This window comes from Candidatus Polarisedimenticolia bacterium, from assembly GCA_036001465.1.
Taxonomy (GTDB): domain Bacteria; phylum Acidobacteriota; class Polarisedimenticolia; order Gp22-AA2; family Gp22-AA2; genus Gp22-AA3.
This window is the reverse complement of sequence record DASYUH010000040.1, coordinates 126710-149481: the sequence shown is the minus strand read 5'-3', so window position 1 is coordinate 149481 and position 22772 is coordinate 126710. Positions and strand designations below refer to the sequence as shown.

Annotated in this window: 20 protein-coding genes; 10 read left to right on the top strand and 10 right to left on the bottom strand. The window is 67.9% G+C overall.

Going from position 1 to position 22772, the window contains the following annotated elements; all coding sequences use genetic code 11:
• The coding region (locus tag VGV60_08465) for a MopE-related protein (GenBank protein HEV8701290.1) at positions 1-3350 on the bottom strand (3350 nt) is incomplete at its 3' end.
• Between the two features lie 370 nt (positions 3351-3720).
• Between VGV60_08465 and VGV60_08460 the strand changes: the two genes are divergently transcribed.
• The 3 genes from VGV60_08460 (at position 3721) to dusB (ending at position 6093) form a co-directional block, all read left to right on the top strand.
• Positions 3721-4200 (top strand): hypothetical protein, encoded by a 480-nt coding sequence (locus VGV60_08460; protein HEV8701289.1) that lies wholly within the window; start codon positions 3721-3723, stop codon positions 4198-4200.
• Positions 4201-4459: 259 nt separating this feature from the next.
• Positions 4460-5002 carry a hypothetical protein gene (locus tag VGV60_08455; protein HEV8701288.1) on the top strand — a complete coding sequence of 181 codons (543 nt, stop codon included), beginning with the start codon at positions 4460-4462 and terminating at the stop codon, positions 5000-5002.
• A gap of 116 nt (positions 5003-5118) precedes the next feature.
• Complete coding sequence (gene dusB, locus VGV60_08450) at positions 5119-6093, top strand: tRNA dihydrouridine synthase DusB (protein HEV8701287.1); 975 nt, start codon at positions 5119-5121, stop codon at positions 6091-6093.
• A 91-nt stretch (positions 6094-6184) separates the two neighbouring features.
• On the opposite strand, the gene VGV60_08445 is transcribed toward dusB, so the two are convergent.
• Both VGV60_08445 and VGV60_08440 read right to left on the bottom strand, forming a co-directional pair.
• Positions 6185-6763, bottom strand: a complete 579-nt coding sequence (locus tag VGV60_08445; GenBank protein ID HEV8701286.1) for a glutathione S-transferase family protein — start codon at positions 6761-6763, stop codon at positions 6185-6187.
• A gap of 15 nt (positions 6764-6778) precedes the next feature.
• Entirely contained in the window at positions 6779-9007 is a 2229-nt protein-coding gene (locus tag VGV60_08440; GenBank protein HEV8701285.1) for an Rne/Rng family ribonuclease, read from the bottom strand.
• A gap of 239 nt (positions 9008-9246) precedes the next feature.
• Here VGV60_08440 and VGV60_08435 point away from each other — a divergent pair, with 239 nt between their 5' ends.
• The 4 genes from VGV60_08435 to VGV60_08420 are packed head-to-tail and all read left to right on the top strand — an operon-like array spanning position 9247 to position 13022.
• Positions 9247-10071, top strand: coding sequence for a succinate dehydrogenase (locus VGV60_08435; GenBank protein ID HEV8701284.1), 825 nt, complete (start codon positions 9247-9249; stop codon positions 10069-10071).
• Positions 10072-10074: 3 nt separating this feature from the next.
• Positions 10075-11907 (top strand): fumarate reductase/succinate dehydrogenase flavoprotein subunit, encoded by a 1833-nt coding sequence (locus tag VGV60_08430; protein ID HEV8701283.1) that lies wholly within the window; start codon positions 10075-10077, stop codon positions 11905-11907.
• Positions 11900-12640, top strand: a complete 741-nt coding sequence (locus VGV60_08425; GenBank protein ID HEV8701282.1) for a succinate dehydrogenase/fumarate reductase iron-sulfur subunit — start codon at positions 11900-11902, stop codon at positions 12638-12640. The genes VGV60_08430 and VGV60_08425 overlap by 8 nt, the downstream gene beginning before the upstream one ends.
• 4 nt (positions 12641-12644) lie before the next feature.
• Positions 12645-13022: an ACT domain-containing protein gene (locus tag VGV60_08420; GenBank protein HEV8701281.1), complete on the top strand. Its 378-nt coding sequence runs from the start codon at positions 12645-12647 to the stop codon at positions 13020-13022.
• Here the strand turns inward: VGV60_08420 and acs are convergent, their stop codons facing one another.
• The gene (acs, locus tag VGV60_08415) at positions 13023-14981 is read right to left on the bottom strand and encodes an acetate--CoA ligase (protein ID HEV8701280.1); all 1959 of its coding nucleotides are present in this window, start codon (positions 14979-14981) and stop codon (positions 13023-13025) included.
• Positions 14982-15761: 780 nt separating this feature from the next.
• On the opposite strand from acs, the gene VGV60_08410 reads away from it, so the two are divergent.
• A complete protein-coding gene (locus tag VGV60_08410; protein ID HEV8701279.1) occupies positions 15762-16310 on the top strand; it encodes a proline dehydrogenase family protein in 549 nt (182 codons plus the stop codon).
• Between the two features lie 23 nt (positions 16311-16333).
• On the opposite strand, the gene VGV60_08405 is transcribed toward VGV60_08410, so the two are convergent.
• Together VGV60_08405 and VGV60_08400 are read right to left on the bottom strand one after the other, a co-directional pair.
• Positions 16334-17335, bottom strand: coding sequence for a HAMP domain-containing sensor histidine kinase (locus tag VGV60_08405; GenBank protein ID HEV8701278.1), 1002 nt, complete (start codon positions 17333-17335; stop codon positions 16334-16336).
• Entirely contained in the window at positions 17332-17721 is a 390-nt protein-coding gene (locus VGV60_08400; GenBank protein HEV8701277.1) for an NAD(P)H-dependent oxidoreductase subunit E, read from the bottom strand. Before VGV60_08400 ends, VGV60_08405 begins: the two co-directional genes overlap by 4 nt.
• Positions 17722-17826: 105 nt before the next feature.
• On the opposite strand from VGV60_08400, the gene VGV60_08395 reads away from it, so the two are divergent.
• Complete coding sequence (locus VGV60_08395) at positions 17827-18519, top strand: LON peptidase substrate-binding domain-containing protein (protein HEV8701276.1); 693 nt, start codon at positions 17827-17829, stop codon at positions 18517-18519.
• Between the two features lie 14 nt (positions 18520-18533).
• Here VGV60_08395 and VGV60_08390 read toward each other — a convergent pair whose 3' ends face one another.
• Together VGV60_08390 and fdhD are read right to left on the bottom strand one after the other, a co-directional pair.
• Entirely contained in the window at positions 18534-19718 is a 1185-nt protein-coding gene (locus VGV60_08390) for a 4-hydroxy-3-methylbut-2-enyl diphosphate reductase (GenBank protein ID HEV8701275.1), read from the bottom strand.
• A gap of 74 nt (positions 19719-19792) precedes the next feature.
• Entirely contained in the window at positions 19793-20605 is an 813-nt protein-coding gene (gene fdhD, locus VGV60_08385) for a formate dehydrogenase accessory sulfurtransferase FdhD (GenBank protein ID HEV8701274.1), read from the bottom strand.
• A 215-nt stretch (positions 20606-20820) separates the two neighbouring features.
• Between fdhD and VGV60_08380 the strand changes: the two genes are divergently transcribed.
• Positions 20821-21561 (top strand): outer membrane beta-barrel protein, encoded by a 741-nt coding sequence (locus tag VGV60_08380; GenBank protein HEV8701273.1) that lies wholly within the window; start codon positions 20821-20823, stop codon positions 21559-21561.
• Positions 21562-21573: 12 nt separating this feature from the next.
• Here VGV60_08380 and VGV60_08375 read toward each other — a convergent pair whose 3' ends face one another.
• Entirely contained in the window at positions 21574-22080 is a 507-nt protein-coding gene (locus VGV60_08375; protein ID HEV8701272.1) for a hypothetical protein, read from the bottom strand.
• 15 nt (positions 22081-22095) lie between these two features.
• Positions 22096-22524 (bottom strand): DoxX family membrane protein, encoded by a 429-nt coding sequence (locus tag VGV60_08370; GenBank protein ID HEV8701271.1) that lies wholly within the window; start codon positions 22522-22524, stop codon positions 22096-22098.
• Between the last annotated feature and the right edge of the window lie 248 nt (positions 22525-22772).

The following is a 22772-nucleotide window of genomic DNA, read 5'->3' as shown; positions in this document are numbered from 1 at the left end:
CAGTTGTTGACGGTGCGGGAGCAGGCGCCGGTGCCGCAGGTGGTCGAGCCGAGGCTCTCGTCGACCGAGGCGTCGCAGTCGTCGTCGATGCCGTTGCATACCTCGGCGGTGGGGGTGCCGGGGGTGCAGGTCTGGGGGACGCCGCCGACGCAGTTGTTGACGGTGCGGGAGCAGGCGCCGGTGCCGCAGGAGGTCGAGCCGAGGCTCTCGTCGACCGAGCCGTCGCAGTCGTCGTCGATGCCGTTGCATACCTCGGCGGTGGGGGTGCCGGGGGTGCAGGTCTGGGGGACGCCGCCGACGCAGTTGTTGACGGTGCGGGAGCAGGCGCCTGTACCGCAGGAGGTCGAGCCCAGCCCCTCGTCGACCGGGCCGTCACAGTCGTCGTCGATGCCGTTGCAGGTCTCGGTCGTCGGAGTGCCTGGCGTGCAGTTCTGGGGGACGCCGCCGACGCAGCTGCTGGCGGTGCGGGTGCAGGCTCCCACGCCGCAAGTGACCGTGCCGAGGTTGTCGTCGATGGCGCCGTCGCAGTCGTCGTCGATGCCGTTGCAGGTCTCGGTCGTGGGCGTTCCAGGAGTGCAGGTCTGCGGAACGCCGCCGACGCAGCTGCTGACGGTGCGGGAGCAGGCGCCGGTGCCGCAGGAGGTCGAGCCGAGGCTCTCGTCGACCGAGCCGTCGCAGTCGTCGTCGATGCCGTTGCACGTTTCGGCCGTGGGAGTGCCCGGCGTGCAGTTCTGCGGGACGCCACCGACACAGCTGCTGGCGGTCCGGGTGCAGGCGCCCACGCCGCAGGTGATCGTGCCGAGGTTGTCGTCGATGGCCCCGTCGCAATCGTCGTCGATGCCGTTGCAGGTCTCGGCGGTGGGGGAGCCGGGCGTGCAGGTCTGCGGTACCCCGCCGATGCAGATGCTGACGGTGCGCGAGCAGGCACCCGTGCCGCAGGTGGTGGATCCGAGGTCCTCGTCGACGACGGTGTCGCAGTCGTCGTCGATGCCGTTGCAGGCCTCGACCGCGCCGGGGTGGATCGATGCATCCAGGTCGTTGCAATCCACGCTGGCCTTGTAGCCGTCGGCGTCGGAGTCCTGGCACAGGTTGCCGACGCCGTCGCCATTCGTGTCGACCTGATCGGGATTGGCGTCGACAGGGCAGTTGTCGCACGCATTGCCGACGCCGTCCCGATCCCCGTCGATCTGCGTGGGGTTGGGGGCCAGCGGGCAGTTGTCATTGAGATTCTGGACCGAGTCGCTGTCGCTGTCGGACGCCGGCACGGTGCACGGCGACGGGTTCGGGACCTCGCACGCCCCTGGCGGCTCCACGCCGCCCAGGCAGCCTTCCCCGCAGGAATTCACCCCGCTGACGAGGTAGTAGTACGCCGTGCCGATCGGCGGGTTGGCGGAATCCGCGGACAGCATGTCCGGGGAGCCGGCCTCCAGGCAAAGATGGTCGAAGGCGAATGCGCCGCCGACCGTCCCCCTGTACACGTTGAACACGTTCGCCTGAAGGATCTTCGTCCACGTGACGGGAGCCGCCGCTCCGGCCAGCAGCCGGACCGTCGGCCCGACGACCCCCGGAAGCGTCTGGACGGAATTGACGTACGGGGCGCAGTCCTGTCCGTTGGGCACGCCGTCGCCGTCGGAGTCGGGCACCTGGAACTCGTAGGCGCCGAGGTCGACGGTGGCGATGCTGTCGTTGTTGCCGTCCTGGATTCTCGGCTGGCCGTCGAGGTCGAGGGCAGAGACCGGCACGCCCGCGGCCGGCTGGTTGGTGCCGGCGTCGACCATGGGGGAGCCGGGCTGCAGGCGGAAGTCCTCGGTGGTGTCGGTCGAGCTGCCCCAGTTGGCCAGGAGCTTGAAGGCCTGGGAGGCGGCCGGCAGGGCCGGGGTGAAGGTCAGGACGTTGGTGGAGGTGTTGACGGCCGTGATGGTGCGCGCCACGCCGTCGTTGTTGAACTCGAGGACCTGGTTGGCGAGATAGCGCGAGGCCATGAGGACGGCCACGGTGGTGGTGGAGCCGGCGGCGACGCTGACGTCGGCGAACAGGGGGGCATGGGTGAAGCGCGGGTCGAGGGCGGTGTTGTTGTTCACGCCGATGACCTGGGCCTCGACGAAATCGCCGCCGACGTGGTCGATGGTCGAGGGCAGCTTCAGGTTGTTCCAGAAGTCGGTGTAGGTGATGACCGGGCTGGTGATGTGGCTGTGCAGGCCGCCGACGGTGCCGGCGGGTGTGACGGTGTTGCCGGCGATGAGGTTGTTGGAGATCAGGGCCTCGCCCGACTGCGGGAAGAGGGCTTCGACGCACATGGCGCCGCCGTAGTTGGCGTAGGCGTACCCCGAGGGAGCGCTGGCGAGGGTAAGGCTGTTGCCGAAGATGGTGTTGTTGATGACGCGCGCGGCGGCCTGGTAGAAGTGGAGGCCGCCGCCGAACAGCGTGGAGGAGTTGCCGAAGACCACGTTGTCGGCGAGGGTGACGTGGCCGTAGACCATGATGCCGCCGCCACCGTAGACGGAGCGATTGCCGAAGATGAGGTTGCGGGTGACCAGCGTCCCGAGGGCGCCGTCGACGCGGAGGCCGCCGCCCTTGCCGATTTCGCCCTGGGCGACGTTGCCGGAGATGGTGTTGGCCTCGATGCGGGCGTGGGTGACGACCACGCCGGCGCCGTTCCCCTCGACGTGAATGCCGCCGCCCACGCCGAAGGAGTTGCTGGAGCCGCCCCCGAGCGGAGGCGGGTTGGCGACATTGCCTGAGATGACGTTGCCGATGATGACGGGGTCGCCGTAGCCGACGTAGACGCCGCCGCCGATCCAGTTGGGCTCGGGGCCGGCCAGGACGTTTCCGGTGATGACGTTGTTGCTGACGACGGCGTCGCCGAGGACGAAGACGCCGCCGCCGGAGACGCGGCCGGATCCGGTGCGCACCTCGCCGGAGCCGCCGGTGATGCGGCAGTTGCGGATGGAGAAGTCGGTGCGCACGCGGCCGCTCTGGCCGCCGGCCAGGACGACGGAGGCGTGGCCGGTCCCTGCGGCGTTGATGGTGGTGGTGGCCGGGCTGTCGCACAGGACGTGAATGTTGGGAAGGATGTACAGACGCTCGGGATAGTTGCCGGCGGCGACCTGGATGGTGGCGCCGCTGGCGGAGCCTGCGACGATGCGGGCGTCGGCGTCGTTGATGGCGGCGGTGATGGTCCGGAAGGGGGCGGCCTGGCTGCCGCAGCCGGTCGTGCAGGTGCTGCCGTCGTCGACGTACAGGGTGACCGTCCCTGCCGCCACCACGAGCCGCCCCACGAACAGAAGGGCCGCGAGTGCGGCGATCGTCGCGAACAGCCGGGTCATGCGGGCCCGAGCGTCGGTACTCACCTGCGGCGTCACACCTCGCTCCGAAACCCTGTGAAGCTGGCTCTCTGGCGGCTTGAAACGGTTCTCATGTTGCTGGTACCGCTTGCCTTTAGTACGCTCCCATGGATAATTGTCAAGGCGATTCGGCGCGTGGAGGAAAACGTCATCCGTAGTTGTCCGGATGCCGCTCCCGCCAAGGGACTCCGCAGGATGGGCAAGGTGGCATAATGGTAGGGCCGCAATATGCGTTGACAAGGCTGCTGGTTGGCCGTAAATGAATGATGGCCGCCCAGATCATTCTCAGAGGGCCCTTCCTGAATCAAACGCGGAGGCTATGGATATGACTTCGAGGAAAGTCTGGACTTCAATTTCCATCTGGGTCGTTGCTGTGATGACAATCGCAACGGCCGTCGCGGCGCCGGACAAGTCCGCCGCACAGGTCACAGGCGCCCAGTTGATGCAGGATCTCGCGGCCGCCGTGAACGCCGCTGACTCGAGGCAGGCGTCGGTGCTTCGAGACAAGATGAGTAGAGGGGGATCGGATGCGCCGATCACGGAGACGGGAGCGGTGGAGCTTCTCAGAAGCCTGGGGGTCGATGTCACGACCTCGACTCCGGCGCGCGCCCTGTCGCGGCAGCAGGCCGACGCCCTGGTCGCGAAATTCAGGGGACACCTGGCGACCTCCCTGGCCGAGGCTCAAGGTGCCGCAGTCGGGCATGGGCCGTCGCCGGCGACGATGGATGACTGCCTGGCGGAGAAGAACCATGGCCTCTGCGTCGAGTGCTGCAAGGCCCTGGGTGGGGGGCCGTCCACCTGCGCCAAGACGTGCTTTGCGATCAACAAGCCGAGCCCATCCGAGCCTCTCCCCTGAATGCCGAGAGACCAGGCATGCCTAGCGGAGTATCTGATTTGGATGCAGAATAATAACCGTGAAAGTATGCACGACTCGGCTTTGGCAATCTCCTCGGACGGGAGGACGGTTCCGAAGTCGAAAAACCTGCTTGACGCGTTCATTCTTTGGCCGTAGATTTCGCACGCTTTTTCAAATTTGAAGTTGCCGGTACTGATGTTACGCGATTGATCCAAGGCCATTTCCGACGCGGCAGCCAACGAAGGGGGAGGAGAGCCCAATGATGAGGAAGTCATATTTGGTCCTCGCGGCATGCGCCGCTCTGACCGTGACCGCCTTCGCGGCGTCCGGCAATGTTCAGAAGTCCAAGGTCACCGTAGGTGAGTTTGCCGTCAAGGTGACGAAGGCGCTCGGCAAACCCGCAGCCGACCAGGGTGCCGCCGTCGAGTCGCTCAAGTCGCTGGGGGTGAATGTAGGTGACGCGAGCGCCAGCCTGACCGAGGGCCTGGCCGCAAGGATGCTCGCGGATCTGGGAGTGCGGGTTTCCACCAAGAGCCCCGACAGCGCGGTGACCTCGGGCAAGGCCGACCAGCTCGTCGCGGTTGTCGGTATGGCGGGGAGCACCGTCAGCGTTCTGCCCGCGTCCGATCTCCCGACGGTGTGCCTGGACAACAAGAACCGTGGTGGGTGCCAGGATTGCTGCAAGGCGGCCCTGGGTTGCGCCCCGAGTCCGGCGCAGTGCGATTTCGGCAACGAGTGCGCGAAGTTCTGCAAGGCGGTCCTGCCTCCGGGGCAGGCGAGCCCTACGGACCCGACCCCCTAGTCATCCGGTCGTCCGGTTAGCAAGAATCGAGGACGCCCCACCCGGCAACGGGCTGGGGCGTTCGTCTTTTTGATCACCCGTCGCCTGGACGCCCGTCCGTGCGAGAATATCGAACCATGATGCGCATCGGGTCCGTCGCGCTCGCAGAACCTCTCATCCTGGCCCCCATGGCCGGCATCACCGACCAGTACTTCCGCCTCCTCCTGAAGCGCGTCGGGGGCGTCGGGCTGGTCACCATGGAGTTCATCTCCTCCGAAGCGCTGACCCGGGGCAACGAGAAGACGCGTCACATGATGCAGTTTTCCGAGGAAGAGCGACCCCTGGCGATCCAGGTTTATGGAAGCCGCCCCGACCGCATGGCCGAGGCCGCCCGGTTCGTGCACGCCCTCGGGGCCGACATCGTGGACATCAACATGGGCTGCCCCGCGAACAAGGTCCTCAAGGGGTGCGCCGGGGCCGCGCTGATGGGGGACCTCGAACTGGCGAGGGACATCGTCCGTGCCGTGCGCCGGAGCGTGCCCCTGCCGGTCACCGTGAAATTTCGCGTCGGGCTGGACGACAAGCGGGCCAACTTCCTCGATCTGGGGAAGATCTGCCAGGAGGAGGGGGCGGACGCCGTCGCCCTGCACGCGCGCACGGCACGTCAGATGTTCAGCGGGAACGCCGACTGGGAACGGATCCGTCGCCTGAAGGAGAGCCTCGCGATTCCGGTGAGTGGCAACGGCGACGTTCAGACTCCGGGAGACGCCCTGGCTCTCTGGCGGACGACCGGGTGCGACGGTGTGATGATCGGCCGGGCGGCGGTCAAGAACCCGTGGATCTTCCGGCAGATTGCCGCCGTGCGGGCAGGGGCCGTTCCCCGTGAGCCGACGACCGAGGAGCGACGAGATCTGATCCTGTACCACTTCTCCCTGCTGCGCGAGAGGGAGGACGAACGCGCGGCTCTGCACAAGATCCGCACCTTCACCGGCTGGTACACCCACGGCCTTCCGAACGGCCGGGTGCTGCGCCAGAAAATCAACAGCCTGACCTCCGTGGCGCAGTTCATCGACGAGATCGAAGGGTTCTTCCAGGTCCTGCTGGCGGCCTAGGGGCCGGTCCGAGTATTGGGCCGGGTCGCGTTCCGGACGCCGTGGGGCCGGATGCGAGGCGCCGCGACGACGTCCGATGCCGGAGCCTGTCTTACAGCGATTCCATCCGACCGTACCAGACCTTCAGGTGGGGGAAGCCGAAGGAGATTTCGCGCCGGCCCAGGCGCACCAGGCAGCTCAGGAACGCGTACAGGGAGATGTCGGCCAGGCCGGGCGCGTCCCCGAAGGCGAAGCTGCGCTGCGAGAAGAGCTGCTCGAGATTGCGGAAGTGGGTCTCGATGTGCCGTTCCAGCTCCTTCCGTTCTGGAGCCTGCAGCGGACCCCCGGACGGATTCCTGTCCTCCAGGACCGATCGCATGAGGGGGCCGAGGACTTCGTCCGCGTAGTCCTCGACGATCCAGGCGAGGGCCTGATCTGCCGGGGACTTGGGCAGCATGTTGGAGTCGCCGTAGCGGGCGATCAGGTATCTGAGGATGCGTGTCGAATCGGGGATCACCCGATCGTCGTCGCACAGGACCGGGACGAGCCGCTGGCCCGAGACCTCCTCGACCGTTCTGCGGTCATCGGGATCGATCGCCACGCTCTCGCAGGGGAGGCCCATGTGCCGTAGCGACAGGCGGACCTTCTCGCAGAAGGGGCACGCCTCGAAGTGGTACAGACGGAGCGCCATCGGGCCCTCCAGGGATCAGCCGCCGAAGGTGCGGCGCCACCAGTGCCGCTTCGGCTTCGGCTCCTCCTGGGTCTTGGCGCCGGTGTCGGCCTGTTGCGCGACGGGTGCCACCCGGCTCTCGGCCGCATGCGGGGTGGAATAGGCAGGCGGAGCAGGCCGTGGCTCCGGCCTGGGCATCGTTTCCCGAGGCATGGCCGGCGGGCCGGCGACGCGGGCCACGTGCTCCATCGACCGGTTGCCGGACGCCGTGTCTGAAGGCCGGGGCGCCCCACCGGGGCCCGATCCGCGGCCGCGGCGCCTCCGGCGTCGGCGGCGTCTGTGATGCGGGGACTGCAGACCGCCTTCCGGAGCGGGGAGCTGTGCCAGCAGGGGCAGGATCGGACCCGAATCGGACGTGAACGCCGGAGCCTGCGTCGCGTCGCCGTCCGGCCCCTCGGAGAAGATCGGGGCCTCGTCCTGATCCTCCGCGGCGACTCCTCCCTGCGATTCCCTTCCGTCTCCTGAGGAGGTGGAGGCCGCGAGAGATGCATCCGGACGGGGGCCGGTGTCGCGGGGGATCCCCCCGGGGGCCCCCTTGCCACCTCGGCGGCGTCGGCGCCGCCGGGGCCCTCTGGACGTCGCCTCAGCAGGCTCGGGCAGGGCGGCCCTGGGAGCCGGTGCCTCCTGGGGCTCCCTGGGACGGACCGGGGGGACGAATGTGCCGGAGGCCAGCGCCTCGTCGACCGTATCGGCGGTGACGATCGGCACGATCTCCGTCTCCTCGCGGCGGAACTCCTCGATCTCGAACTGGCTGGTCTTCATCCTGGCTTCGGGCACGACCTCGATGGAGACCTTGTACCGTTGCTCGAGGCGCGCCAGATCGTCCCGCTTCTGGTTGAGGAGGTAGAGCGCGACCTCGGGCGGCAGGAAGACCTTCACGCCCGAGATGTCCCCCCTCACGACCCGTGCCTGGATCTTGCGGAAGGCGGAGCGCGCCGCGGCCTCCGGTGTCCGGACCGTCCCGTCGCCCTGGCAGGTCGGGCACTCCATGAAGGACGACGAGGCCTTGGTCGACTTGAGCCTCTGGCGCGAGACCTCCATCAGGCCCAGCTTGCTGATTCGCGTCACGTCGTAGCGGGCCTTGTCGCGGGACATGGCCTCGGCGAAGGCGCGCTCCACCTGGCGGATGTGCTTGCTGGACTCCATGTCGATGAAATCGATGACGATGAGGCCCCCGATGTCGCGCAGGCGCAGCTGGCGGGCAATCTCCTCCGCCGCCTCCAGGTTGGTGCGCGCCGCCGTATCCTCGCTGCTCGCCGAACGCGTCGAGCGGGCCGAGTTGACGTCGATCGCCGTCAGCGCTTCGGTCTGATCGATGGAAATGGAGCCGCCCGACTTGAGCTGGACCGTGCGCTTGTAGATGCGCTCGATCTGGTCCTCGAGGTTGTACTTCGAGAAGATCGGCTTGTCACCCGTATACAGCCGGACCAGGTGGGCCTTGTCCGGCATGTGCGCCTCGAAGAACTTTCTGGCGCGATGGTAGGCGGCCTCCTCGTCGATCAGCACCTCTTCGATATCGGACGTGAAGTAGTCGCGGATGGTCCGGATGACGAGGTCGCGCTCCTGGAACACCAGGGCCGGGGCCTTGACCTGCTGGGCGGCGGTCTCGATGGTCCTCCACAGCTCGAGCAGGGACTCCAGATCGGCCTGCAGCTCCTTGGTGCTGGTCTCCATGCCGGCGGTCCGGACGATGACGCCGAACCCCTGCGGCACCGTCAGCTCGTCGAGGATCTTGCGCAGCCGATCGCGGTGCTCGGCGCTCTCGATCTTGCGGGAGATGCCGGCAGCGTCGGCGCCCGGCATCAGGACGAGATACCGGCCGGGCAGGGAATAGTAGGTGCTCATCGTGGGCGGCTTGTTGCCGAAGGAATCCCGGATCACCTGCACCAGGACCTCCTGCCCTTTCTCAAGGTGGCGCGTGATCCGCGCGCCCCGGCCCTTGCCACCCGATCCCCCGTCCCGGCTGGGGTGGAGCTTGAAGTTGATCTCGTCCAGGGGCAGGAACCCGGCCCGCTCGCCTCCATAGTTCACGAAGGCGGCCTCGAGGGCGGGATTGATCCCCTCGACGATGACCTTGAAGATATTGCCCTTGAGGTGTTCCTTGGAGAGAGTTTCGATCTCGAAGACGTCGAGAATGGCGTTGTCGACGATCGCGACGCGGTTCTCCTCCTCCGCAGTCACGTTCACGAGCATCGATTTGGGCATGCAATCTCCTCGCGCTCTCTCCCATGGGGCCAGCCCCTTGGCCGGCACGAACCCTCGAGGAGCGCCCTGCGACCGGCTCGACCGGGCCGACGGGACGTCAGCCAGGGAGCACCGTCTCAGGAGGGCCAGTATAACACCCCCGGCCCGCGCTCAGGAAGATGGGGTCTGGCGCGCCGCCGCGCAAGGCCGGGGGCCTTTCTGCTAGAATCCCGCCCCGCCGAACAGGGATGGAGGTATCGATGGGGGAACTGGCGCGCGCCGGCGGCCACGTCGTCGGGTTCGCGGCGACGAATCGCAGGGACCGCTGGTGGGTCGGGCCGCTGCTGACGGTCCTCGGGCTGGGGGGCTTCGCGGTCTACGCCACCTGGGCGGCGTTTCAGGGGGCCTACTACTTCCACGGCTCCTACCTGTCGCCGTTCTACTCGCCGCTGCTGTTCGTGGATCCGGCGGCGCCCGGATCCGCCCCCCTCGACCATGCCTGGCTGGGGGCCTGGCCGGACTGGTGGCCCGCATTTCTACCCGCGTCCCCGGCGTTCCTCATCCTCGTCTTCCCGATGGCCTTCCGGGCCACGTGCTATTACTACCGCAAGGCCTATTACCGCTCGTTCTTCGGCACACCGCCGGGCTGCGCCGTGGGTCCCGTGCCGGCGGGAGGGTACCGCGGCGAGACCGGGCTCCTGATTGTCCAGAACCTGCACCGTTACGCGCTCTACTTCGCCATCGTGTTCATTGGCATTCTCTATTACGACGCCTGTCATGCCTTCTTCCTCGACGGTCGTCCGGGCGTGGGCGTCGGAAGCATCGTCCTGCTCGTCAATCCGACCCTCCTGGCCGCCTACACGTTCGGGTGCCATTCCTGGCGACACCTGGTCGGAGGCAGGCTCGACTGCTTCTCCTGCGACCGGCAGAGTACCGTCCGGCACCGCCTGTGGCGGGGGGCATCGGCCCTGAATGCCAACCACATGCAATGGGCATGGACGAGCCTGTTCTGGGTCGCCTTCTCCGATTTGTACGTGCGCCTCGTCTCCATGGGTCTCATCCGCGACCTGAGCACGTGGGGCTAGGCCATGCTCAACGTCTCCGAGATCCAGACCTTCGAGCACGACGTCCTGGTGATCGGCGCCGGAGGCGCCGGCCTGCGCGCCGCCATCGAATGCTCGGCGCGCGGCCTGAACACCGGGCTGATGTGCAAGTCGCTTCTGGGCAAGGCCCACACGGTCATGGCCGAGGGAGGGGTGGCGGCGGCGCTTGGCAACGTGGACCGCCGTGACAGCTGGAAGGTCCACTTCCGGGACACGATGCGCGGCGGCAAGTTTCTCAACCAGTGGCGCATGGCGGAGCTGCACGCCAGGGAATCGCCCGACCGGGTGCGCGAGCTGGAGGAGTGGGGCGCGGTGTTCGACCGCACCCGGGACGGCCTCATCAGCCAGCGCAATTTCGGAGGCCACCGGTACCCGCGCCTCGCGCACGTCGGAGATCGCACGGGACTCGAGATCATCCGCACGCTGCAGGATCACGCCGTGCACAAGGGCTTCGGGATCTACATGGAGTGCACGGCCCTGGAACTGCTTCTCGACGGCGGTCGTGTCGCGGGCGTTCTGGGTTACTGGCGCGAGTCGGGCCGGTTCGTGCTGTTCAGGACGCGCGCCGTCATCCTGGCGACCGGCGGCGGAGGACGGGCGTGGCGGGTCACGTCGAACTCCTGGGAGTACACGGGGGACGGAACCGCCATGGCCTACGACGCCGGGGCGGAGCTGATGGACATGGAGTTCACCCAGTTCCACCCCACCGGAATGGTCTGGCCCCCCTCGGTGCGCGGCATCCTGGTGACCGAGGGAGTGCGAGGGGACGGCGGCGTGCTCCTGGACAGCAAGAAGGAACGCTTCATGTTCCGCTACATTCCGGAGAAATTCGCCGTCGAGACCGCCGCCACCGAGGAGGAGGCGAACCGCTGGCTCGCCGGCGACAAGCAGGCCCGCAGGCCGCCGGAGCTCCTGACGCGCGACGTCGTCGCCCGCGCCATCACGCAGGAGGTCAACGAAGGGCGCGGCTCGCCGCACGGCGGCGTCTACCTCGACATCGCCTCGCGCCTGCCGGCCGAGTCGATCCGGAAGAAGCTCCCCTCCATGTATCACCAGTTCAAGGAGCTGGCCGAGGTGGACATCACCCGGCAGGCGATGGAGGTCGGGCCGACCCTCCACTACTTCATGGGCGGCGTGCGCGTCGATGACGACACGCAGATGTCCTCGGTCCCCGGGCTGTTCGCCGCAGGCGAGTGCTCGGCCGGGATGCACGGCGCGAACCGGCTGGGGGGCAACTCGCTCTCCGACCTCCTGGTGTTCGGTCGCCTGGCCGGAGTCGGGGCCGAGGCGTACGTGAAGGGCCCCGGCGCGGCGCCGCGCGTCGACGACGAGCAGGTCCGGTCGGCCGTCCGGAGGGCGATCCTCCCCCTCAACCGCGAGGCGGGCCCGAATCCGTACGTCGTCCACGAGGATCTGCAGGGTGTCATGGGCCGGTACGTCGGCATCGTGCGCAACGAGGCGGATCTCCAGGCGGCCGTCAGGGAGATCGATCGGCTGAAAGCGGACGCTGCGGCGGTGAAAGCCACGGGCGCATCGCAATACAACGCCGCCTGGCACGAGGCACTGGATCTCCGCTCCCTTCTGATCACGGCCGAGGCCGTCACGCGCGCCGCCCTCGTGCGGCAGGAGAGCCGGGGGGCGCACACACGCCTCGATCACTTCAGCGAGCGCGAGGAATGGCAGAAAGTGAACGTCATCGTGCGCAAGGGGAAGGACGGGACGATGGAGACCCGGGTCGAGACCCGACGGGATCCGCCCGCGGCGCTCGCGGCGATCGCCCACGCCACGATCGAAGATCTGGAGGCCGGCCGTGTCTGAGCGCACGTTTCGAATCTGGCGCGGCACCGCCGCCGGCGGCTCGTTCGTGGAGCATCGCATCGAGGTGGACGAGGGGATGGTCGTTCTCGACGTCCTCCATCGCATCCAGGCGAAGCAGGCGAACGACCTGGCGATCCGCTGGAACTGCAAGGCGGGAAAGTGCGGATCCTGCAGCATGGAGATCAACGGCCGGCCACGGCTGGCCTGCATGACACGCATGAACCTGTACACGGCGGGGGACGCCATCACGATCCAGCCGCTGAAGACCTTTCCGGTCGTCAAGGATCTGGTGACGGACGTCTCGTGGAACTTCGAGCAGAACAAGCGCATCCCGCCGTTCCGCCCGCGGCCAAGGGGCGCGGACGGGCAGCACCGCATGCTCCAGGCGGACGTGGACCGGGTGCAGGAGTTCCGCAAATGCATCGAATGCTACCTGTGCCAGGATGTCTGCCACGTCCTGCGCGATCAGTCGCGCAAGGACGCCTTCGTCGGGCCGCGGTTCATGATCCGTCTCGCGTCGCTGGAGATGCACCCGCTGGACACGGAGGACCGCATCCCCGCCGTGCGCAAGGACTTCGGGTCCGGCTTGTGCAACATCACGCGCTGTTGCACCGAGGTCTGCCCCGAGCACATCGAAATCACCGACAACGGAATCATTCCTCTCAAGGAGCGGGTGGTGGATCGCTTTTACGATCCGCTCCTGTGGCTGCGCCGGACGATCTTCAGGAGGTAACGCCATGCCGCGAGCCAAGCAGCTGACCGTTCAACTGGCCAACAAGCCCGGGACGCTGGCCCAGGTCGCCCAGGCCCTGGGCAAGGCCAAGGTGAACATGCGGGCGCTGGCCGTGTTCGAGGGCCGGGCCAAGATCATCGCCGACGATCCGGCGAAGGGGAGGGACGCGCTCCAGAAAGAGGGGCTCTACGCGTCGATCGAGGATTGCCTGACGGTGGACATGACCGACCACCCGGGTTCTCTGGGAGACATCTGCGCCCGGCTCACGGGTGCCGGGATCAACATCGACTATGCCTACACGGGCATCACGCAGGCGGCGGGGAAGGCGGTCGTGGTGATGGTGGTCAGCGACCTGGACAAGGCCGCCCGAATCGCCGGCTGATCAGTCCTCCGCGTACTTCTGCTTGAGGACCTGGAGGACGGCGGGATCCGCCAGGGTCGTGGTATCCCCCAGCGCCCGGCCCTCCGCGATGTCCTTCAGAAGCCGGCGCATGATCTTGCCCGAGCGGGTCTTCGGCAGCTCGGCGGTGAACACCACGTCGTCCGGCCGCGCCAGGGCGCCGATCTTGTGCACCACGTGGGCCTTCAGCTGGTTCACCAGGTCGCCGTCGCTCCGGATCCCTTCCTTGAGGGTGACGAAGGCGGCCAGCGCCTGACCCTTGAGATCGTGCGCCTTGCCGACCACGGCCGCCTCGGCCACGGCGGGATGATCCACCAGAGCGCTCTCGACCTCCATGGTGCCGATCCGGTGTCCGGCGACGTTCAGGACGTCGTCCACCCGGCCCAGGAGCCAGAAATACCCCTGGCGGTCCCGCCGTGCCCCGTCGCCGGGGAAGTACGTCCCTCTGTCCCACTTCGACCAGTACTGCTGCACGTAACGCTCCGGATCGCCGTAGATGGTCTGCAGCATCGCGGGCCAGGGTCTCTTGATGGCCAGGTAGCCCCCGCCCTCCTTGACCACGCGGCCGGCGTCGTCCAGGACCTCCGCCTCGATGCCGGGGAAAGGGTGCGTTGCCGATCCCGGCTTGGTCGACGTGAGTCCCGGCAGGGGCGTGATCAGGATCATGCCCGTCTCGGTCTGCCACCAGGTGTCGACGATCGGGCAGCGTGCGCGCCCGACGTGCTTGCGGTACCACATCCAGGCCTCGGGATTGATCGGCTCCCCCACGGTCCCGAGCAGGCGCAGCGACGAGAGGTCGCTCTTCGCGGGCCAGTCATCCCCCCAGCGCATGAAGGCCCGGATGGCGGTCGGCGCCGTGTAGAAAATCGACACGCCGTACTTCTCACAGATCTGCCAGAAACGGCCGCGGTCCGGCCAGTCCGGGGCCCCCTCGTACATCAGGACGGTGGCCCCGTTCGACAGGGGGCCGTAGACGACGTAGGAATGGCCCGTGACCCAGCCGATGTCCGCCGTGCACCAGTACACGTCCTCCGGCCTCAGGTCGAAGATCCAGCGTGTGGTGGTGTGGACGCCGACCATGTATCCGCCCGTCGCATGCACGATCCCCTTCGGCTTGCCGGTGGTCCCGGAGGTGTAAAGAATGTACAACATGTCCTCCGAGTCCATCGGCTCGGGCGGGCAGTCGGCGGAGCGATCCTGCATGAGGTCGTGCCACCAGCGGTCCCGCCCTTCCTTCATCTGCACGGGGAAATTGCCGCGCCGCACCACCACGACGTGGCGGATGCTCGGCGTGCCGAGGAGGGCCTCGTCGGCGAACTTCTTCAGGGGCACCTCGGCTCCCCGGCGGAACCCGCCGTCGGCGGTCACCAGCACCCTGGCCCTGGCGTCGTTGATCCGATCCTGCAGGGAGGCGGAGGAAAAGCCCCCGAAGACGACGCTGTGCACCGCGCCGATCCGGGCGCAGGCGAGCATGGCGATCGCCAGCTCCGGAATGAGGGGCATGTACAGGGTGACCCGGTCTCCCTTCCGCACGCCGAGCTCTTTCAGGACGTTGGCGAACTGGCAGGTCTCCCGGTGCAGCTGGGAGTAGGTCAGAGTGCGCCCGTCGCCCGGCTCCCCCTCCCAGAGGATCGCCGCCTTGTTGCGCACGGGGGTGGCGAGGTGGCGATCGAGGCAGTTGAAGCTGGCGTTCAGCTTGCCGCCCACGAACCAGCGGGCGTGCGGCGGGTTCCAGGCCAGCACTTTCTTCCAGGGCTTGAACCAGGCGAGCTCGCGCGCGCACGACGCCCAGAAGGCCCCGGGGTTCCTGCGCGCCCTGGCGTAGACTCCCGGGTCGCGGACGATGGCGCGTCGCCGGAAGGCTGGATCCGGGCGGAAGACGCGCTTCTCGTGCAGCAGGACATCGATGCCGGCCCGGTTTCCAGGTGGCTTGCGCGGCACGATTCACCTCGTCTGCAAGCTAGGAGTGTGTCCGAGTATTGGGCCGGGTGATGCGAGGCGCCGCGCCGATGTCCGATGCCCGAGCATCGTCGAGGCGCGGCAACGAAGCAGACGGCCCCACGCCGCCGGAACCCGAAGGGCGCATGGGGATTGCGGCCGCATACCGCGTCGCTCGTCGTCGGCGATGAACCCGCATCGCTTTCCTCCTCGCTCCTTGTCTGCGAACCGCAGCCCCATGCGCGCGGCCCGGCCGAATACTCGGACACACTCCTGGAGCGGGCAGGGCGCCGACTATAGCCAATGGTCTCGCGGAGTGTCAAACGGGATTCTCCATTATGATCCCGCGCGCCGGCCATCCGGGAGCCGGTCCGAATGCTCGGACAGACGCCCGGGCTGGCTCGCCCGGGAAGGAGGCTGCGTGGCGGTCCTGGACTATCTGATCTCCCGATCCCTGCCCTTCGTTCCACGGGGGGTGGTCAGGGCCTTCTCGCGGCGCTACATCGCGGGGGACGCCCTGGAGGACGCCGTGCGAGTGGTGCGCGGGCTGAACGGCGACGGTTACATGGCGACCCTCGACGTCCTGGGCGAGAGCGTGGACCCGGAGCGAGCTGGTGGAAGGTGCGGTGGGCGACTACATGCGGGCCCTGCGCGCCATCCGCGAGGAGAGGATCGACTCCAATGTGTCGGTCAAGCTGACCCAGATCGGCCTCAAGCTCGACCCCGAGTTCTGCCTCGCCAACGTGCGCCCTGGCTCTCGCGGCGGGGGAGCGCGGGAACTTCGTGCGCATCGACATGGAGGACTCGACCTGCACCTCCGCGAACCTGGACCTGTACCGCTCCCTCCGGAGAGAGGGAATCGACAATGTCGGCGTGGTCCTGCAGGCCTGCCTCAGACGCAGCCTCGCGGACGCCCGGGCCCTCCCCGAGCGCTCGAACGTCCGGATCTGCAAGGGCATCTACGTCGAGCCCCGGGCGCTCGCGTACCACGACCGCCGGGTGATCAGCAAGAACTACGTCCGCATCCTGGAGGAGCTTCTCGATCGAGGCGCCTACGTCGGCATCGCCACGCACGACGAGGATCTGATCTGGGAGGGGATGCGGCTTGTCGACCTGAAGCGGGCCGGCCCCGATCGGTACGAGTTCCAGATGCTCCTGGGGGTTGACGAGGAGCTTCGCGGGCTGGTGCGCAGGGACGGTCATCGCCTGCGCGTCTACGTTCCCTACGGCCCGCACTGGTACGCCTACTCCCTGAGGCGGCTGAAGGAGAACCCGCGCATCGCGGGATACGTCCTGATGAACCTGCTCGGCCGCCGCCCGGCCCCGTCCTGAGGCCGGGGAGGCCGGGGAGCGCCTCAGGCAATCTCGCGATCGTCCGCGGTGTTGCGCGGTATCTCCGGGGGATGGACGGTCCCTTCACGGCCGGCTCGGATGGGCGCAGCCTGCCTGAAGACCAGGGTCACCTCGGTCCCCTTGAAAGGGGCGCTCACGACCGAGATGTCGGCGCCGATGATGTCGAGCATCTGCCGGGCGGCCCAGAGGCCGAGGCCGGCGCTCTTTTTCTCGGGCTTGGTCGTGAAGAACGGCTCGAAGATGCGCCCCTGGTGCTCCGGCCTGATGCCAATCCCTGAATCGCTCACCCTGGCCGTCACGTGCTCGCCTTCGTGGGTGGTCGTGATGACGATCGTCCCGCCGCCGAACGGCATGGCCTCGACGGCATTGACGATGATGTTGAGGATCGCCTGGTGGATGCGCGCTGCCGGGCCCATCACCGGCGGGATGTCCCCGTAGCGCTCTTCGAACACGATGTTCTTCTCGCCCGCCCGGCGCCGGCACAGGAGGATGGCCTCCCGGAACAGGACGTTGACGCTGAACGGCGCGCGGCCGGGTCGTGCCAGAGTGTAGCCAGCGAGGTGGCGGAGCGTCCCGGCCAGGCCGTCCGCGCCCGCCTTCAGGGCGTCGACCTGCTTGCGGAGGTCGGAGGACAGGTCGGGGCGCGAAGCGATCGCCGCGGCCGCTCCCACCACCGCCTGCAGCGGCTCCTTCATCTGGTGGGAGGCGATTTCGACATAGGCCCCCAGCGATCGGTACGTCTCTCCGGCCATGATGTGGTCCTGGCTCAGGCGGAGCTCCTCGCGCAATTCGAGCAGGGTCCGGGCGTCCTCGGATTCCTGTCGCCTGGATGCGCGAAGGACTCCGGACGTGTAGGCCAGGAGCGCGACCGCCACTCCGGCAAGGGCGCGCAGTGTGGCGCCCCGGGACACGGGGAGGAGCCAGACGCCGACCGCCAGGGCCGTACCGGCGACGGCGCCGGCGGCGGCGCTGCGGGAGCTCCATGGTGAGTGGCGCTTCTTCATCGGGGCTCCTCCGGACCTGCAACGGGGGGCGCCGCCTCGGCGCGCGCCTTCTGGATTTCCGCCATACGCGCGGGATTCTTGTGCGGCCCGGGCGGGGCGGCATAGACGAGATCCGTGGCCACCCGCCCGCCCGCCAGGTGCTCGTCGACGATCCGCTGCGCCTTCTCGGGAGTGACCTGCCCGTACCAGACGTCGTCCGGATAGATCACCACCATCGGACCGTTCCCGCACTGGTTGAAGCACCCCGCCTTGTTCACCCGGATCTCCGTCTTGAGGCCGCGCGCAGCGACCGCCTCCTTGAGGACGCGGTGGATCTCCGCCGATCCGTCGAAGGGGCAGTACTCCCCGTGAGTGCATACGAACACATGGCGCCGGTACTGTCCCATCGGCTCCTCTCGCCCGAGGAGGCAAAGTATCATAAGGCGCGCGGCGGAAACAATGCGCCGGTCCGGGCGGCCGGCGGGGTAGACTGGGCTCGGAGGGGTCGATTGATGGATGCGCACACGAGCGCTCTCGAGAGCCTGATATCGCGGGGGACCGTTCCGGTCTTCCCCCTCCCCGATCTCGTCTTCTTTCCGCACGCCGCCCTGCCGCTGCACATCTTCGAGCCGCGCTACCGCCTGATGGTGGAGGACGCGCTGCGCGGCGACCGGATGATCGCCATGGCCCTCCTCCAGCCCGGGTGGGAGAGCGGTTACGACGGCAGTCCCGAGGTCTTCCCTCTGGCCTGCGCCGGAGTCATCGAGGAGGAGGTTCTCCTCCCGGGCGGCCGATTCAACATCCGGCTGCGCGGGCTGGCCCGGGTGGAGATCCGCTCCTTCGTCCAGGAGAGCCCCTATCGGATCGCCGCGGTGCGGGTGCTTCAGGACCGGAACGAGGAGGATGGGCCCCTCGTCGCGGAGGAGAAGAAGCGGCTGCTGGCCTTCTGCTCCGGACTCCTCCAGGAGATCTCGGGGGGCGCGGCGCGGCCCTTCGCCGCGGACAGCGGCGTCCCGTTCGTCGCGGCGGTCAACACGCTCTGCCAGAGCCTGATCATGGAGACCGGCACCAAGATGCAGCTCCTGGGCATGGACGACGTGGTGGAGCGCTGCCGCGCCCTGGTGAGACTTCTGGAGGAGCGCTGGAGGGAGATCGCCCTGATCGAGGCGGGCCGGCACGCTCCGTCCGGCTCGGACGTTCACTGAACCGGAATGCGTGACTAGAACGGTGCGACGCCGCGCACGGAGGCGATGCGCGCCACCACTTCACCGATCTTGTTGTTGGGCGTCGAGGCGCCGGCGGTGAGCCCGACGGTCGTCGGCCGGCCCGGCAGCCAGTCGCGCGCGATCGCCTCGCCGCCGCTCCCGAAGGGCTTGTGGCGTATGACCTCGGCGCTCTCGATGCAGGCGGCTTCCTCGATGTGGAAGGTCGGAACGTGGCGCGAGGACAGCGCCGCGAGGTGGCTGGTGTTGCTGCTGTTGTAGCCCCCGATGACCACCATCAGGTCCGGTTTCCTGTCGATGAGCTCCAGGACGGCGTCCTGCCGATCCTGCGTGGCGCTGCAGATGGTGTCGAAGGCGCGGAAGCGGTCGTCCAGCGCGTCCGCACCGTGACGGTCGGCCAGGGCGGCGCGAATCATGTCCTGGATCTCGAGCGATTCCGACGACAGCATCGTGGTCTGATTGGCCAGCCCGATCCGGCCCAGATGCGCGTCGGGGTCGAAGTTGGCCGAGCATGCGGCGGCGAATTTCTGCAGGAACGCCGCACAGTCTCCGCCTCGACGGATGTAGTCGCACACCCATTGCGCTTCGGCGCGATCGCGCACGACCAGGTACCTCCCGCCCGGATACTGCGTGGTGCGCGACGCCGTCGCCCGGGTCTCCTCATGCGCGTACTTGCCATGGATGAGGGCGGTGAAGCCGGTGGCGGAGAACCGATCGACGTTCTTCCAGACGTTGAGGACCGAACCGCACGTGGTGTCGACCAGGATGCAGCCGGCCTGGCGCAGGCTCTCCAGCTCCTGCATGGTGACCCCGAAGGCGGGCAGGATGACCACGTCTCCTGGCCGCACCGCCTCGAGGCCGGGGCCCAGCCCGTCGGCCTCACGCAGGAAGAGGATTCCCATCTCCTTCAGCCGCGCGTTCACGTGCGGGTTGTGGATGATTTCGCCGGTCAGGTAGATGGTGTGGCCGGGGAACTTCCTGCGGGTTTCGTACGCATACTCGACCGCCCGATCGACCCCGTAACAGAACCCGAACTCGCGGGCGAGCAGGAACGTCAACGGCCCCGCCTCGAGCCGGAGCCCGGAGGCCTTCAAGCGCTCGACGATGGCGCTGTGATAATCGGCGCGGAGCTCGGGCTTGATCTCCTCACGGAGCCCGAACCCCTTCTGGAAGTAAGACACGTCGCCCATCCCGCCCACCGTCGCCCCGTCCGATGCACTCGTCCGACGCCCATTCTACACGATGGCTTCCGCCCTCAGATGCCGGCCACGCGCTCGGGGCAGGAGGCGATGTTCATGTCGGAGTCGCGCAGGAAATTGACCAGCGTGATGCGGAAGGCGCGGGCGGTGTCGACGGCAAGGGTCGTCGGGCCGGAGATGGCGCATACGATGGGGATGCCGGCGACGGCGGCCTTCTGCAGGATCTCGAAGGAGGTGCGGCCCGAGACGAGGAGGATGGAGTCGCCGGTCCCCAGGCCGTCGAGAGCCATCCGTCCCACCACCTTGTCGACTGCGTTGTGGCGTCCCACGTCCTCGCGGCAGACACGCAGCCGCCCGCCCGGATCGAAGAGGGCCGCCGCATGGAGCGCCCCGGTGCGCCCGAAGCTTTCCTGCGCCTCCAGCAGGGTGCCGGGGAGCGACGCGAGCACCTCCCGCCTGACCGTCAGCCCGGACTCGACCGGACGCGCCCGGGTCGCGAGGGCCTCCAGGGAGGCCTTGCCGCACAGGCCGCACGCGGCGCTCGCCATCAGGTTCCGGCGCATCCTCCCGGGGTCGAACCCGGCGCCGGGCGCGAGGGTCACGTCGACCACGTTCGCCTCCCCGGCCTCGCCGCTTTGGCACTGCCGGATGGACTCGATGGCGTCGAAGGAGGGGACGACCCCCTCGGTCAGGGAGAATCCGGCCGCCAGCTCGATGTCGTGACCCGGGGTGCGCATGATCACGGCCAGAGCCTCTCCCCGGACCCTGATCTCGAGGGGTTCCTCGACCACCATCCAGTCGGAGAGCTCGGTGGCCCTGCCGTCACGGACCTTCCAGATCGATTTCAACTCCACGGGGTCGCGGGGCATCGTGAAGCCATTCTAGCGGATTCCCCGCGCGCGGGACGGGCCGGCTCGCTCGGAAAACTCCCGGGTGCAGCCCTCCGCGAGCCCCCCGGGAGGGCCGCTGCGCGGGCCCCGCGGGGGGATCCGCTGCGGCCACTTTGATCTTGACAGAGGCACGGGGTTCTGCAAAGGTATGCCGTCATTCCGACACATCGGACGGCCGACTGCGCGAGGGAGCGATGAGAAGGACGATCGTCTTCAGGGGATTTCTGCTGGCGTTCATGGCGGCCGTGCTCTCGGGCCATGCCTGGGCGCAGAACCGGGACAAGGCGTGGGAGGTGACGCCCGAGCTGGGCTGGATCCAGTTCGGCTCGCCGCACCTCGGTGACGGCACCACGGTCGTGCTCGCGCCGCTGGCCATCCCGCCCCGGCGCGAGGTCACGGTGGTCACGTCGGACATCGACGACAGCCTGTCCTATGGATTCCGCTTCGGATATCACTGGACGAAGAGCCAGATGATCGAATTCGGCTTCAGCGGAACGGCCACCGACGGCGTGTTCCAGGCCCACAAGACGGTGTTCGATACGACCGACCCGCCCCCCGACACCGTGACGAGCGACGTCACCAAGAGCGAAAACGTCAGCATCGACCTCATCGTCGGTCATGCGAATTACGTCTACAACTTCTTCATGCACCATCGCGGCAAGGTGGTCGGCTTCGTGACGGGAGGCATCGGGATCGTCAACACGAGCATCTTCGGACAAACGGCCGATCCGGACCTGCAGCCGATCCTCGACGGGCTGGTCGGCGACGAGAACTCGCTGATGTTCAATTACGGCGCCGGCATCCGGTTCTTCGGCAGCGAGAAGGCCGGATTGCGGTTCGATATCCGTCAGGTGCGCTACGATTCCTCGTCCCGCACGCAGCAGGACCACCTCGAGGCCGGCATCGCCCTGACCCTGGTGCTGGGCGGCGCCTGATTCACGCCCCCCTCATTCCCCCGCAGTGTCCGGCAGGAGCGCGTCGATCTCGTCGATGAGAACGACGTTGTCCGAGATGCACTGGACGGCCAGGGCGGCCGTGATCAGGTTCATCCCGAGCGCGAGAAGCGCGAGCGACCCGTGCACCCAGCCGGGCAGCGCGTGGGTGTGCGCCCCGCCTCCGAGGATGAAGGCCGCCATGGTCACGAGCGGAGTGAAGGTCAGCCAGGGGAAAAGGCGGGCCTTGAACCTCACGGTGCGTTCCGTCAGCGAGACCGGCAGGACGTACTGATGGACCACCTTCTTGATGCGGCTGCCCGTTCCGACGAAGTAGAACAGGGTCATCGTATGGGTGAACAGCACGATGACGATCCCGAAGAGCGCGAACCGGATGTGTGCCCCCGGCCCGAGGGTGCCCGCGGACGTCCGGAAGCCGTCGTAGGTGATCCACCCGAGCAGGATCACGCTCGCGACATAAAGGAACCCGAGGATGCGCGCCACCGGAACGTTATGGAGCATGCGGGCAATCGGCCTTCAGGCGGCCCAACGGGGCAGCTTCCGCTTCAGGAGGACATCGAGCCCCAGAGAGCGCCCCGCGGCAGTCAGGTAGGCCGTGACCAGGAGAAGGGCGAACACGACGGGGCGATCGGTGCTCAGGAGAGGCGTCCCGCCCGCCAGGAGGTAATTCAGGCAGAGGAAGAGGCCCCCGATTGCCGCCAGCCGCGTGGCACACCCCAGCAGAAGGGCCGCGCCGACGGCCACCTCTCCGAAGACCACGAGGTGGGCGAAAATCTCCGCGTGGGGGATCACGACCTTCTGCAGAAACGGGACGTAGAAGTCGTACGCCTCCCCGCCGGCCCACTTGACCAGGGTTTCGCGAAGGGGGGCGCCGCCGAAGTCCCCCTCCAGCTTCTCGAGGCCGAACCGCAGCATGAAATAGCCGGCGTACAGTCGTGCCGGCACCCCCACGAGGGGTGAGCTGTAGTCTTCAATCCGGCCCTTGAGAAATCCGATGACGCGACCTCCCGATCCGGGACGGCGGGCATCCTACCATGTTGCAAGCCGGCCGAAAACTCGGACAGGCAGGAAGCCCCGCTGCACGAATGCACCGGAAGAATCGCCCCGGCATGGTCGTCGACGGGCCCCCATGGGAGAATCTTGCATTGGGGAGGGCAGACGGGTGCCACTCTCCGATTTCCCCCTGCCGTGCG